The 14707-nt window shown below is 56.5% G+C and carries 11 protein-coding genes; 5 read left to right on the top strand and 6 right to left on the bottom strand.

Annotated features, from left to right (window positions below; translation table 11 throughout):
* Position 1 precedes the first annotated feature (1 nt).
* Positions 2-871 carry a uridine phosphorylase gene (gene udp / locus QI197_03270; GenBank protein MDK2372380.1) on the top strand — a complete coding sequence of 290 codons (870 nt, stop codon included), beginning with the start codon at positions 2-4 and terminating at the stop codon, positions 869-871.
* Here the strand turns inward: udp and QI197_03265 are convergent.
* Positions 865-3105, bottom strand: coding sequence for a CDC48 family AAA ATPase (locus tag QI197_03265; GenBank protein ID MDK2372379.1), 2241 nt, complete (start codon positions 3103-3105; stop codon positions 865-867). The two genes, udp and QI197_03265, sit on opposite strands and share 7 nt — an antisense overlap.
* A gap of 106 nt (positions 3106-3211) precedes the next feature.
* On the opposite strand from QI197_03265, the gene ade reads away from it, so the two are divergent.
* Genes ade through QI197_03245 form a run of 4 tightly spaced genes read left to right on the top strand, consistent with a single transcriptional unit; the run spans position 3212 to position 7113 of the window.
* Positions 3212-4873: an adenine deaminase gene (gene ade, locus QI197_03260; protein MDK2372378.1), complete on the top strand. Its 1662-nt coding sequence runs from the start codon at positions 3212-3214 to the stop codon at positions 4871-4873.
* Positions 4874-5560, top strand: coding sequence for a methylenetetrahydrofolate reductase (locus tag QI197_03255; GenBank protein ID MDK2372377.1), 687 nt, complete (start codon positions 4874-4876; stop codon positions 5558-5560). It begins immediately after the preceding gene.
* A 3-nt stretch (positions 5561-5563) separates the two neighbouring features.
* Entirely contained in the window at positions 5564-6457 is an 894-nt protein-coding gene (locus QI197_03250) for a tetrahydromethanopterin S-methyltransferase subunit H (GenBank protein ID MDK2372376.1), read from the top strand.
* 50 nt (positions 6458-6507) lie between these two features.
* The gene (locus QI197_03245) at positions 6508-7113 is read left to right on the top strand and encodes a hypothetical protein (GenBank protein ID MDK2372375.1); all 606 of its coding nucleotides are present in this window, start codon (positions 6508-6510) and stop codon (positions 7111-7113) included.
* Positions 7114-7187: 74 nt separating this feature from the next.
* Here the strand turns inward: QI197_03245 and QI197_03240 are convergent, their stop codons facing one another.
* The 5 genes from QI197_03240 to QI197_03220 form a co-directional block, all read right to left on the bottom strand.
* Positions 7188-8192 carry a hypothetical protein gene (locus QI197_03240; protein MDK2372374.1) on the bottom strand — a complete coding sequence of 335 codons (1005 nt, stop codon included), beginning with the start codon at positions 8190-8192 and terminating at the stop codon, positions 7188-7190.
* 9 nt (positions 8193-8201) lie between these two features.
* Positions 8202-9386 carry an FprA family A-type flavoprotein gene (locus QI197_03235; protein ID MDK2372373.1) on the bottom strand — a complete coding sequence of 395 codons (1185 nt, stop codon included), beginning with the start codon at positions 9384-9386 and terminating at the stop codon, positions 8202-8204.
* Positions 9387-9850: 464 nt separating this feature from the next.
* Positions 9851-12481 (bottom strand): glycosyltransferase family 39 protein, encoded by a 2631-nt coding sequence (locus QI197_03230; protein ID MDK2372372.1) that lies wholly within the window; start codon positions 12479-12481, stop codon positions 9851-9853.
* Between the two features lies 1 nt (position 12482).
* Positions 12483-13529, bottom strand: coding sequence for a glycosyltransferase family 2 protein (locus tag QI197_03225; GenBank protein ID MDK2372371.1), 1047 nt, complete (start codon positions 13527-13529; stop codon positions 12483-12485).
* Positions 13530-13579: 50 nt separating this feature from the next.
* Positions 13580-14617: an acetoin utilization protein AcuC gene (locus QI197_03220; GenBank protein MDK2372370.1), complete on the bottom strand. Its 1038-nt coding sequence runs from the start codon at positions 14615-14617 to the stop codon at positions 13580-13582.
* Positions 14618-14707 lie beyond the last annotated feature (90 nt).

Raw genomic sequence — 14707 nt, 5'->3', positions numbered from 1 at the left:
CATGAGGTTCAAGAGCGCTGAGCATCCCGAGATGGAGGGTGGCAAGCAGTATCATGTGCAGATATCTAGGGAGGAGGCTGAGAGGTACGCATTACTCCCAGGAGATCCGGATAGGGTTCCCAAGATATCTGCACATTGGGACTGGTTCGAGGAGGTTGCTAGGCACAGGCAGTACATTGTCCACAGGGGTGCCTACAAGGGTACTGGATTACTGGCGGTATCCACGGGCATTGGGGCCCCTGCCACAGCAATAGCTGTCGAGGAGCTGGCTAGGGTAGGAGTGGACACCATCATAAGGGTCGGGAGCACGGGGGCGATACAGCCAGAGATAGAGCTCGGAGATTTGGTGATAACATCGGCTGCTGTCAGGATGGAGGGGACGAGTGACCAGTACGTTTCAAAGGGATATCCTGCTCACGCCAGCTATGAGGTCCTCCTGGCACTGATAGAGGCCGCCGATTCCTTGGGTTACAGGTACCACGTGGGTATTACGGCAACGACAGACAGCTTCTACCCGGGCCAGGGGAGGCCCGGCTTCAACAGGTATGAGCAGAGTTGGCATAGGGACTTAGTAGGAGACCTCATGGCAGCGAGGGTCCTCAACTTCGAGATGGAGTCCTCGGCTCTCTTCGTTTTGGCCTCCCTCTTCGGTCTGAGGGCCGGAGCCGTCCACGCCGTCTTCGCTCAGAGAAACAGGGATGAATTTGATGTGAGGGGAGAGGAAGAGGCGATAATGGTGGCGAACGAGGCCGTCAAGATACTTAGCGAGTGGGATTCTCTTAAGGAGAGCGAGAGTAAGAGTGTACTTATCCCCTCGCTCCTCAGGAAGTGGGTTAATGGTGAGAGAGGAGGATCAAAAAACATTCAGTAGACATACGACTCTTCTTTCCTCTCCTCTGGAGTTGTAGCAGCTCTCAAGGTCCTCTTCACCTCCTCGTAGTACTTCAGCATATCGTCGGTGAGGCTGGGTTTCACTTTCGTTAGCGCCTGCTCGAAGTGTCTCATCTCAACCTCTTTGACGTTTATGTCCTCCCTCAGCGCGGCCATCGCGGCTTCCCTCACTAGAGCCGCTAGATCCGCTCCACTGAACCTCTCCGTTGCTAGGGCTATCTTCCAGAGATCGACATCGTCTGAGAGGGGCATCTCCTTCGTCAGGACCTTGAGTATCTCGAACCTAGTGTTAAGGTCCGGTGGCCCAACGTAGACCAGCCTCTCCAATCTTCCTGGCCTGAGGACAGCTGGATCCACGAGATCTGGCCTGTTCGTGGCTCCTATCACGACCACGTCCCTCAGAGGCTGTATCCCATCGATCTCGGTGAGCATCTGGCTCACCACCCTCTCCGTCACTCCGGAATCGAAGCTGGTGCCCCTCCTCGGGAAGAGGGAGTCTATCTCGTCGATGAATATGATGGCCGGGGCCACCTGCCTCGCCTTCCTGAAGATCTGTCTCACGGCCTTCTCGCTCTCTCCCACCCACTTGCTGAGGATCTCCGGGCCCTTCACGCTTATGAAGTTCGCCTCGCTCTCGTTAGCGACGGCCTTCGCCAGCAACGTTTTACCGCAACCCGGTGGTCCATAGAGCAGCACGCCCTTGGGCGGCTCAATCCCGAGCCTCCTGAAGGCGTCAGGGTTCTTCAAGGGCAGCTCCACGACCTCCCTGAGCTCCCTCTTCACCTCATCTAACCCACCTATATCGTCCCAAGAAATGTCCGGAACCTCTATCGAGATCTCCCTCAGAGCTGAGGGCTGAACCAGCTTCAGAGCCTCCATGAAGTCGTCCTTCGTGACCTGAAGCTCCTCCAGAATCTCTATAGGGATCGTCTCCGCGTCCAGATCTATCTTGGGGAGGACCCTCCTAAGAGCGGCCATGGCAGCCTCCCTCACCAGAGCCGCGAGGTCAGCGCCCACGAACCCGTGGGTTATGTCAGCCAGCTCGTCCAAGTCCACGTCGTCTGAGAGAGGCACGTTTCTCGTGTGTATCTGCAGTATCTCCTTCCTGCCCCCCCTATCCGGCACCCCTATCTCTATCTCCCTGTCGAACCTGCCAGGCCTCCTTAAAGCCGGGTCGAGAGCCTCTGGCCTGTTCGTAGCCCCAATAACTATTACCTCTCCCCTACCCTTCAGGCCATCCATGAGAGCGAGGAGCTGGGCCACTACACGCCTCTCAACCTCTCCAGTTACCTCGTTCCTGTTCGGCGCAATGGAGTCTATCTCATCTATGAATATTATCGAGGGAGCGTTCTTCTCAGCCTCCTCGAATATCTCCCTGAGCCTCTTCTCGCTCTCACCGTAGTACTTGGACTTTATCTCCGGGCCCGAGATGCTTATGAAGTGGGCGTTGCTCTCGTTGGCAACAGCCTTCGCCAGCAACGTTTTACCGCAGCCCGGTGGTCCATAGAGCAGCACGCCCTTGGGCGGCTCAATGCCGAGGTGCCTGAAGAGCTCGGGATGCTTGAGTGGGAGCTCCACCATCTCCCTTATCCTCTGTATCTCCTCCTTCAGCCCTCCTATGTCCTCATATGTGACGGTGGGCACTATTATCTTGGAGAGCTCCACGGGTCTCTCCCTTACCTCTATGACTGTGTTCGCCCCGACCTTCCCGAAGGTACCGGGCGTGACGCTGACCACCACTAGGGGGATGAACCTCTGGAATATGGGGATGAGGACAACATCTCCCTTGGTAACTACGAAGTCGTAGAGCCTCCTCTTTACCCAGTTGTGGAAGTCGGGCGCCACCCTTATCATGTGGTCTTGCGGGGCCAAAACTACCTTGCTGGCCTCCCCAACCTCAACAGGTCTTACCCTGACCTTCTCACCGGTCCTAACTCCCGCGTTTCCCTTGATGATCTTGTCCATCCTTATGTATCTGGTGCCCACGTCCATACTCACGGACGGCATGACCCTGGCGTGGGTCACCCTAGAGCCGTAAATCCTCACGTAATCGCCGCTAGTCAGGTTGAGCTGCTTCATCACCTCGGGATCAATCCTCACTATCCCCCTGCCGAAGTCCGCCTGCTTCACCACATCCGCCACTATGAGCGTTACATCCTTTACCTCCTTGTCATCCCTCTTGTCTCCCTTCTTAGGGGGCTGTTTCCTCCCCAACGATCACACCTCGAATCCATCCTCCGAGGAAGGGTTTATTAATTTTGCATAAGGGCGGCGACATCCCATGAGAACGGATATATTTAGGTGGTGAGCGCTCACAGGGATGGAACTGAAGGCAGACCTCCTACTGGATGGTCAGTACTTGAATGTCTACACGGGCGAACTTCTCGACGGACCCGTGGCCATTCTGGGAGACCGGATCCTCTGCGTCAGGGAGAGGATCGAGGCCAGAAGGGTGGAGAGAGTAGATGGGACAATTATTCCCGGACTGAAGGACGGTCATATCCACATAGAGAGCAGCAAACTCCCTCCCGGGGAGTTCGCTCGGCTGGTGGTACCTAGGGGTACCACCTCCGTCTTCGCGGATCCTCACGAGATAGTGAATGTCGCTGGGAAGGAAGGCTTCAAGTTCATGCTAGAGGAATCGGGTAAGACCCCACTAAGGGTTCACCTGATGGTACCTTCTTGCGTTCCCGCTTCCCCCCTCGAGGAATCCCCCTTCCATCTCGATGCTGCTGCCGTCTCGGAACTCCTAGACGAGGCTATGGGGCTCGGGGAGGTGATGAACTTCCCTGGGGTGATCTCGGGTGAGGAGGATCTACTCCGGAAGGTGGAAGAGGCTAGGAGGAGAAGAATGCCGGTCGACGGGCACGCGCCCCTCCTCATGGGCGAGGAACTCTGTCTCTACCTCTTCAGGGGGGTAGAGTCCGATCATGAGTCTACTACAGAGGAGGAAGCCTTGGAGAAGGCCAGAAAGGGTACGTATGTGATGGTGAGGGAGGGAACCGCATCAAAGGATATGAGCATAATTAGGGGACTCCTCGGAGTCCAGAAGAGGAGGATCCTCCTAGTATCGGATGACAGGAGCGCGTCCGACCTTATGAGGGAAGGGCATGTGGATCACCTCCTCAGGAGGGCCGTTGAGGAGGGCCTCGACCCCGTGGAAGCGGTTCAGGCTGTGACGATAAATGTGGCCGAGAGGTTCGGCATAAGGGAGCTGGACGGCATCGCTCCCGGCAGGCTAGCTGACCTGGTGGTGGTGAGGGATCTCAAGAGGTTCGAGGCCCTCAGGGTCTACATAGGGGGAGAGCTCGTGGCCTCCAACGGTGAACCCCTATTCAGCGCGGTGAGGGTCAAAAGGATAGGTACTATGAAGCTCCCCTCCCTCTCACCTAGGGATCTCGCCGTGAAGGCCCAGGGAAGGAGGGCTAGAGTGAGGGTCATTGAACTGACTGGATCTCTCCTTACTGAGGAGGGTGAGGAGTGGCTTCCCATTGAGGAAGGACTGGTCAAGGCGGGGAGAGAGGTTCAACACTTGGCGGTAGTGGAAAGGCATGGGAGAACGGGGCACATCGGAAGGGGATTTGTTAGGGGGTTCGGAATGAGCGGAGCGATAGCCTCCACGGTCGCACACGATAGCCACAACCTGATAGTGGCTGGCAGCGATTTGAAGGACATGGTCGTGGCGGCCCGCGAGCTGGAGCGAGTCAGGGGCGGCCAGGTGGTGGTCTCTAATGGCAAACCGATCTCGATACTCCCACTTCCGGTGGGTGGCCTAATGTCTGACAGACCGGCAGAGGAGGTGGCCTCGCTGGAGGAAGAGCTGGACAGGGCGTACAGGTCCCTCGGAGGTACTAGAGAGGATCCGTTCATGGAACTCTCTTTCTTGGCTCTCTCGGTGATCCCAAAGCTGAAGCTGACCCCGAAGGGACTGGTCGATGTGAACAGGCAGGAGATAGTTCTCCCTCTCTTGGAGGTGATCTAATTGGAGATAGGAGTGGAGGTTCCTCCTTCCCCGAAACCGAGGTTCCTCAGGAGAGTCTCCTCCCTCATAGGGAAGGCGGACTTCATCTCCATACCCGATTCTCCCTTCGGAAAGCCCGCACCCTCCTCCTTGGCCTTGGCCGTCCTGCTCAGGAATATAGGGGTGAATGCGGTCCCCAACTACAGGCTGATGGACAGGAACGAGCTTGCCCTGCTCTCCGAGATGATGGGTCTGGCCGAGCTGGGTATGAAGAGGGTTCTGCTGGTTGGAGGGGATCCCCCCAGCATAGGCAGGCCCACGGGCCTCGACGCCGTGAGGGCGATAACCCTCGTGAGGGAGTGGGGCGTGAAGGTGAAGCTGGGTGTGGCCACCTCCCTCAAGCCGGGAGAGAGGCTCAGGGCTAAGCTGGAAGCGGGAGCGGATTTCGTTGTCACCCAGCCAATACAGAGGGTTGAAGAGCTCTATCCCATATCAGACTTTATCGGGGACACGCCCCTATACACCATGCTGATGCTCACCTTGGCGGAGATGGAGGAGTCCGTTCTCAGGGCCATGGACATAGAGGAGGTGCTTGATGTGGACTATAAGGAACTCATGGACAGGTTGGAGGAGTCAGGACTGGTCAAGGGAGTTATAATCAGCTCCCCGAGGAACCACTCGAGAATTTTGGAGGTCTTGGGAGGTTAGCGCATGCGGCTGGGAGGCAAGCTGGGAGAGAACCCCCCTCTGATGATAGGATCCGTCTTCTACAGGGGAGACAGGAGGGTTAAAGATCACGAGAGAGGCGTGTTTGATGAGGAGGCTGAGGAGAAGCTCATAGAATCGGATCTGAGGGTAGCACGGCATCTGAATTTCCCATACGCCTTGGATGTCATCATAACTAGCAAGAGCGCCGCGGAGCCCTACCTGAAATTCGCCTCGCGATTCGATGTCCCCGTCCTAGTCGACGGGATAGATCCAGAGGTCAGGGCCCACGCCTATAGGATCGCAGGTGAGTTGGGCTTGTCGGATCTGGCGATAGCAAACGCCATATATCCAGACAGCACCGAGGAGGAGCTGAACGCCATAAAGACCTCTGGAATCAAGAAGGCCGTTCTGGTGGCTTTCGATCCGAAAAACGCACTGAAGAGCCTCAAACCCGAGGTGAAGCTATCGATTCTGGAGGAGAAACTCGTACCTAAGGCCGAGGAGGCGGGGGTAGAGGAGTTCCTAGTGGACGCGGTCGTGCTGGATCCCGCCTCACTGGCCTCTGTGGCCGAGTCCATGAGCTTCCTTAGATCCAAGGGGTACGTGGTAGGCTGCGCTCCAGCCAACGCTTTAGCCTTCCTGAGCAAGAGGAGGTACGGGGATGAGGCCTATACGATGCTGACGGCTGCTCTCTCATACCTAAGGATGAGAGGTGCTGACTTCATGATCTTCGGACCGGCCGGCAGGTTCAGGGGTGTTGCGAGAGGACTCGCATTTCTCGAGTCTATGCTGGCCATGGAAGCCAACGTGCCTAGAAGTAAACTCAGAGAGCACCCCTTCTCCGTTCTCAGGGAACTGCAGAGGGTATTTCAGGAGATGTCCAAGGGAGAGGTATGACACGCGTAAAAGTTAAATTAATCTAATATTATTAGGTATGGTGATCATGCATGCCCCTGACCACATTCGAAGAGGAGATATACCTGCGCGCCCTCACCGGAAGATTGGTCGGGAAGGCTCTATCCGACCTAGGACTCAACAAGGTCGCCGTGGTGGCCTCCAAGAACATCATATGCTCCAGCATAGCAGCGGCCACTGAAGCCACCTTCCTGACCCTGAGCGGGGGCGTCACCTATCACTTCATGGTGGAACACGGGAGGGAGAAGGAGCTGGCCAAGAGGCTGAAGGAGTTCGCTGCCCAGGCAGTACTGCTCCAGTTCGGAGGAGAGACTCCGTTCGATGAGACGAAGAAGAGTTTCGTCGATCTCCTAAAGGCCATGGCCGAGGAGGATGTGCCCGGCAGCTTGGTCGTCCATGTGAGGATATTCGCTGCTGGCGGCCTGAAGGAAGCCCTAGAGCACGAAGAGGTGAAGAAGTACCTAGAAACTAAGGAAGTCTTCGTCTACACGGTGGGGTTCGACGATGGCAAGGTCTATGTGAACAAGGTGACCATCCCGTCCCTCGAGCTGACGAAACTGGCAGAGTATCAGGTGACCCTCGAACACGCCGATCTGCTGAACAGGAGCCTCAAAGACAGGAAGATAACCTTCTCCTGATTGTTCTGTCCCTTCGACCCTTCACAATCATTCCCCTTTTTTGGGAGTCAGTATCAAATTCAATTTCGTTTTTTCTAGGGCTTCACTATGTAAATGACTAGGAAGAGGCTTCCCGAGAGGAAGTAAAGGGCTACATCCCTGTTGAATGGCCAAGAGAGGGCAGCCAACAACAGTAAAAGGAGAGCCGAGTAGTTGAACCTCTTCGCGTTCCTAATCCCAAGGAGAACTGGGATCATCATTGGAGCATGGGCATATATGTGGAGGCCTACAAAACCCAATAGGAGAATGTGCAGTAGGCCTAACGAGTTCACGGGCATAAACCACGACGGGATCAGCAGGGGAATGAGGAGGAGGTAGCCCGCTATGAGGTAGCGGTGAGCCGGCAGGGCCTCCCTCACCCTGACGGATCTCAACCCGCGAAGCGCCAAATCCAGCCTAGCTGCCCCTAAGTAGGAGAGCATGCTCGCCCACATCAGGTGCCTGCTTGGACCGAATCCAGAGAGAGCAAGCGCGTGAAGAGCGGTCATCAGGATGGTAAGGGGTAAGCTGGCCCGGTATCTGTAGGTCTTAGGGAGGGCGTGAAGGGTTACCGCGTATATGAGGGGCACCGGGTGAGCCCACTCCACAGCTGTGATCCAAACCTCCATTCCTTGGTAGCTAATGAGGGCCGTGGAGAGGAGGGAGAGGAAGGAATACAACTCCAGCAGATAGATCAAGGACCTTTTCCTCAATGGGATGAGGAAGAAGAGACCAGTGAGGGAGACGAAAGCAATCGTAACGGTTCCCCATCCCAACAGCGAGCCGAGCGGCAGGAGGAGCAGAGAGAGGGAGTGAAGGAGAGCCGCTAGAACCGAGCCTCGCCTCCTCGTCACCGAGGTCCAAAACGAGATGTTGACGCCGGCGGCGAACGAGGCCACGCCCATCCCCATGAAGTGCATGTGGACTTGATACCACCTCAGCGGGAGGGAGAGCAACCCCACGCCGATGTAGGCGAAACTGCCTAATACGGCTAGGGCGCTCAGCTTCCTAGCTAGCTTGAGGTAGGATATGGCGTCTCGGCCACCGGCTACTTGGATCACCTATAGCGCTCACAGGAGCTTCAATGCCTCCTCTCCAAGTCTCTTACCTAGCTCCTTGGCCCTGCTGAGATCGCTCTCCTTGGGTTTACCCTTGAACGCCAGCTCGTCCACTACAGGTATGCCCAGAGCCTCCAGCTCCTTCTTGACGGCCCTAGTACCGCCTCCCCCCCACCCGAAGGACCCGAGCACCGCTGCTACTTTGTTCTTGGGCCTGTACTCCCTGAGGAGGTCCAAGTAAAAGGTGATGCCTAGGAAGGGGTGACCGTTATGCGTCGAGGTAGCTACGAGTATCGCGGCAGCCTCCAGCGTGTGGGCGAGCAGATCATCTGGGTCGGTCTCCGCGCTGTCCACCAAAGCTACCTCGAGGCCGATATCCCTCAACCCCTCAGCAGCAGCCTCGGCCGCCCTTGCCGTATTCTCGTACTGGCTTCCTACCACGACCAGAGCCTTCTTAAGCGGCTTCCAGGAGGTCCACCTCTCGTACGTGCTCAGCAGTCCCTCGATTTCCCTGTGGAGGGCTCCGTGGGATGGAGCTACTATCTTGGGATTCAGCTCTCTGACCTTAGCAACGGCCTTCGCAGCCATTGCGTAATAGGGCATAAGTATGGAGGCATAGTAATCCAGTAACTCGAAGGAGTCGGGAGCCTCATCGTAGAAGACCTTTTCACTGGCACCGTGAGAACCGAACAGGTCGCACGTGAACAGGATGGAGTCTTCCACTAGATAGGTGAGCATTGTATCGGGCCAGTGGACCATGGGGGACAGGACGAAGCGCAGGGTCTTGTTCCCCAAGCTGACCTCGTCCCCGTCCCTCACCTCTCTGGCCCTGTCCATGGGGAAGTCGGCTAGCGCCTCACCTATGCTGAGGGCTTGCTTAGTTCCCAAGAGAACCGCCTCCCCCGCCCTCCTCATGACCTCCGCCAGGGTGCCGGAGTGGTCCGGCTCGGTGTGCTGAGTGATCACGTACCTCAGATCCTCGATCCTGACCACGCTCTCGAGGGCCTCGAAGAACTCCTTGGAGAACCTGAAATCGGCTCCGTCTATGAGGGCATTTCCCTCACTTCCCTCTACCACATAGAAGTTGTATGATGTTCCGTTGGGGATGGGCCAGAAGTTCTCGAACCTTGGAAGCTTCGTGTTCAGGATCCTGACGAGGGTAACCCCCTCCGCTATCTCCCTCTTGAACCAGCTCATGGGACTCACGCGCCTTGAGGCGGGGAATTCATAAAAATGTTGGTAGCATAGGGGCCCGTATGTTCATAAAAGGCAAGCTTGGATCCGGTAAGTTCCTCGAGAGGCCCAATCGTTTCTTAGCAGTCTTGAACACGCTAGAGGGGAGGAGAAGATGCCATGTAAGGGATCCGGGGAGGCTCACCGAACTGTTCGTGAGGGGAGCCCCAGTTGTCTTCCTAGAGAGATCCAATCCGGGGAGAAAAACTGATTGCGAGGTTCTCCTAGTGTGGGACGGCAGGGTGTGGACGGTAGTCAATTCCGGCCTCCATTCGGAGCTAGCTACCGAGCTTCTAGCCTCGGGATTCTTGCCGGAGCTCCGGGGCTTCGTCTCGATTAGGAGTGAAGTGAAGTACGGTGACAGCAGGGTGGATTTCATGCTGGAATATCCGGATAGGGTCCTCTATCTCGAAGTAAAGGGGTGCACGCTAGTCAGGGACGGCACGGCCCTGTTCCCGGATGCCCCCACCGAGAGAGGGAGGAGGCATGTGCTGAACCTGATCCGGGCCGTCGATGAGGGACATAGCGCGGCCGTTCTCTTCCTCGTGATGAGGCCGGACGCCGAGCTCCTCATCCCAAACGCTAGGACCGATCCCAAGTTTGCTGAAGCCCTCAGAGAGGCCGAAAATAGGGGAGTGAGGATGTTCGCCGTTACATTCCGTTACCTCGCTAGGAGAATTGAGCCCCTCGCCCTCATACCCGTGATAACCTCTCCTCAGTAGGATCCTCCTCACTCCCCAGTAGACGAGGGCGAGGGAGAGGAGAGTCAGCGCGATGAAGGGATCAGAACAGGGATCGGCGGGTCCTGCCGGATCACACTTGAATAGGGGCCCACTTATCAGCTTGGGAGTGACCCAGGACAGAACCGGGACGGAGGCGGCCAGCTCCATCAGGGCCAGTCCTGGTCCCCCACCCATCATCGATACCATGAGGAGGGGTATGAGGGACCAGTAGGGCCTTCCACCGGCAATTAAAAGGAAGACCCCGGCGGAGATGACCGAAGCTTCTCTCTCGTCCCTCCAGATGAGGATGGGTACAAGAGCGGCAACGAGACCTGCTAAAAGGGAGTATTCACCGAGTAGGGGTCTCAACAATCCTCCGGTCACGTCAGAGGGCCAATGGATCGATCCCGGGATAAGCATGGGCGGGATCAGTCCAGCTATTACCCCGAGCGCATAGATACGCCCGTTCATCGAGATGACTAACGGGGCCGCGGTCAGGGTAAGCGGGTTCACGGCACCCGAGATCCCTAACAGGACCGACGAGGACAGGCGCCTTCTCCTTCTGGCCAACATCATCGAGTCCATGGCAAGAGCCACTGCCAGCATTGTCCAGTCGGATGAGGAGAGGAGCAGCACGGCTAGGAGAGGTGCGTAGGTGAGGCCCCCACTTCCCTCGTAGAGGTCTAAGAGGATTATCAGGGAGGAGAGCATTACAACTGTCCCGTAGGCTGCTCCCCTAATCCAGAGTTCGGATGAAGACTCGGTGAGGAACTGGGTAAGCACGTTGGAGAGGCCGATATCATCCAGCCCGAGGAGCGCAGCAGGGCTGGTGGGCATGAAGGCCATGTAGTAGAGGACGAGGGAGGAGAACGCAGCCGTGAGGATTCCAAGGGAGAGGGAGAGGCTCCTTGCATCCATGGTCAGGAGCGGTCTCAGGAAGGACAGCTCCTCAGGTAACTTCAGTCCCTCACCGAGCAGCGCCCTCGAGGTCCTCCTCCATCCCTCGCTGAGGTACCTGTTAACCTCGCCCTCCCAGAGGGAGAGGTAGGCCATGATCACCGAGAACGAGACGGCTACAGCTGAGGACAGCTGTATCGCGTAGAAGCTGTAAAGGGTCCTGTTGCCCTTCAAGAACACGGCAGTATAGCCTAATACGATGGAGCCGACGAACAAGATGGGTATGTACTCTCTCCTCCTCTCTAGAAGGGCCGGAAGCAGGATGAAGGAGAACGCGAACACGAACGCGTAGGACACAAGGTTCACTCTGGCTATGAGGTCTGGATTGTAATGAAGGGCCATCGGCGCAAGGTTAAAGAACCACCCCCACGGAGGGGAGGGAGTTGGACCGCTTCCCCTGCTCGTTGTGTGCCATGCCGCGGCATTAAGGTTCTCAATAATCCACCTATCCACTCCCAAGTAGGAGATTACTGGGATGGAAATGAGGATGTACGTTACGGCCGGCGCTAGAGCCTTGACCAAGGAGGGAAGGACCCTCTCCCTCCCGTATATCCTGATATAGAGGTAGACGGCTAGGACAACGAACAGCCCGCTGAATTTTACGGAGAACGCGAGCCATCCAGCGACGGAGGCCGCCAGTGGCCTATCGTACACCACGAACAGGAGGGCAAGGGTCGTGAAGAAGGCTAGGTGTATGTCTAGCATGGCCACCATGCTCATTGACACGAACATGGGATCGAGCACTAGGGCGAGGGATGCCACGACCCCCCAGAAGGGATTGAGCAACCTGCTTCCTATCAGGTAAACGAGGATAACCATGATGAAGCCTTCAATTAAACCTGGGAGCCTCCAGCTCATCGGCTCATCTCCGAACAAGATAATCGAGGCCATTATCAGGTACTTCCCTAGGGGAGGGTGCTCCAGATTCAGGTAGTCATGGATACCCTTCTTCGAAGGATACTCGAAGCCTGGTATCACCTTTATGGCTCCCCCACATCCCTCAAGCTTTGATAGGTTGGATTCCGGCACCCTCACCCAGAGAAGGGGGACCTTGTCCCCCGTCTCCGTGTAGTTGGCCCTCATCACGCTCCCGTCAAGCTCGGAGAGGCACCTCTCAACATCGCTCAGGTGCTCCTCCAAGAACTCGTTGGATGTGAAGACGAGAGTCGCGTAAGCGTAACCCTCCCTCACGTACTTTGCATTGACGCCAAACACCTCTTTCAATAAGTTCCTGGCCGAGGTGGCGTACCATACCTCGTCACTCACGTAGTAATCATCTCCTCTGTATTTTCCTGACGACATCTCCCAGTAGGCGTAGCTGATATAGGCTGTAGCCATGAGGAGACTCAATAGGAGGCCTATCAGGAAGGACCTTCTCATCTCACCACCACACCACGCTCTTGCTGAGGGCGTAGTTCACTAGGAACCCGACCAAGATACCCACGAACTGGGAAGCCAGAGATTCCACACCTAGGAACCTGTGAAGGGATACCGAGACGCCGTACTGGGTGATTATGCCGGCCAGGTTGGCCACATGGTACCTCAGAATGCTCTGAATGAACCCGCTCCTTCTCCTCCTCCTAAATGTCCAGATGTCGTTGAGGAGGAAGTTGCTCAGAAGGGATACCTCTATGGCGACGGCGGATGCGATCTCGTGTATCAGCTTGAGACCGTACCGCAGAATCCAGAGGACAGTCAGATTCACCACGGTACCGACTGCCCCCACTATGGCGAACCTGACTATAGGAGGGCTGAGCTCCAGTACATGCAACAGGTAACTCAGTATGACGCCGCCTCCAAGCTTTGAGGAACCTCTTCTCCTCAGGCCGAAGGTGTAGGGGACCTCACACACCTTGGAATAGTTCCCCTTCACCAGCACCTCCAAGAGGATCTTGAAGCCCTTGGGGTCCAGATACTCAACGATCTCCTCCACTACAGATCTCTTGAACATGAAGTAACCAGAAGAAGGGTCCCTGATACCCCTAACCCTGGGAAGGAGGATCCAAGCGAGCAGTATCGATCCCCTAGAGATTATCCTCCTTACCAGCCCCCACCCAGCCACGGACCCTCCCTCCACGTACCTAGAGGCTATGGCTATGTCGCAACCCTCCGTTACCTTCCTGTACAATTCAGGAAGCAGCTCAGGCGGATGTTGGAGGTCAGCATCCATAACAGCCACTACATCCCCCTCGGTCAGCTCCAATCCCTCCACCACGGCAGAGGATAGTCCCATCTTCCCCGGCCTCACCTTGACCTTGATGGGGTACTTGGAGGAGAGCTCTCTAGCCAGGTCAGCCGTTCCGTCAGGCGAGTTATCGTCCACTATCACTATCTCATAATCCACACCGGCCAATGCCCTATCTATTCGACTCACCAGCTCCTCTAGGTTCTCTCTCTCGTTGTAGGTGGGAATGATTATGCTTATCAAGGCCGGTGCCTCCTCTGGGATCGGATAGGCCCGCGTAAAAAATTTCCCCGTCAGGAGAGGTTCCAGTACTTGGAGAGTACGCTCTTTGCATCGTCTATGGACAGCTTGGCCCTTCGAATAACGTAATCGTCCTCTTTCGGAGCCCTGCCTTCAATCTCCTCCGGGTCGAAGCCCATGTCTAGGGATGCGAATCCTCTAACTATCCCCAGCCACCCCCAGTTCCTCACATGCTCGTTGTAACCGCTTATGAGGAGTTCCACCCTGTGATCGGCTGGAAGTGAGGATGCCCACCTCCCCAACTTCCAGAGCCCCCTCAAATCCAATCCCAACTGTGTGAGGGGATCCAGAAAGTGAGGATCGCTTCCTCCGTGAGCTATGAGCAGCTTAGGCGCGAAGGACTCCACAATGGGCCTTACCAGCTCCTCGAAAGCCATCTCATAGGAGGAGGGTCCCGCTCCGGGAGGCAGGGGGATGTTAACCGTGTACCCTTCCCCCCTCCCCCTCCCCACCTGTCTCGCGAAACCCACGCCCGGATAGATAGTGGTCGGATCTTGGTGAATGCTCACGTAAAGGACCGTGTCGTCATCGTAGAATATATCCATGGTGCCATTCCCGTGATGGGCGTCGTGGTCGAATATCGCCGCGGACTCAATACCGTTCCTAAGGGCCCATCTGGTCGCGATCGCGATGTCGTTCAGCAGGCAGAAGCCTCCCCCATAATTGACACCGGCGTGGTGGGCGCCTCCGAATCCCGCAGCACCTCTCTCCTTTAAAGCGAGCCTGACAGCTGACATGGAGGAGTAGACCATGCTGAGCGCAGCTTCCCACATCCCCTTGAATGCCGGCGTATCTAGGGAGACCATACCGTGCCCGGTCTGACTCCTGACCCTGAGGAAGTTCAAGTACTCTCCGTCGTGAACTGCCTTCAAGTCCTCGATGGTCGGTGGTTCGCCGACGTACCCCACAAGCTCGAAAGGCTCACCCCTCTCCTCGAGAAATCTGATGAAGGAGGGAAACCTGTCTCCTCTGAATGGATGACCCGGACCGAAGTCGTATGAGGATATGGAATCATCGTAGACGAACTTCATCTGGGGATGGGCTTGGGCGAATCCCTTAACCTTAACTTACCTACCAACCCCCATGCGGCGCGGAAGTAATATAAAGCATTGCCACACTTA

This window comes from Thermoproteota archaeon, from assembly GCA_030130125.1.
In the GTDB taxonomy this organism is placed as follows: domain Archaea; phylum Korarchaeota; class Korarchaeia; order Korarchaeales; family Korarchaeaceae; genus Korarchaeum.
Note: the sequence above shows the minus strand (reverse complement) of the source record. Positions and strands in the feature narration are given on the sequence as shown.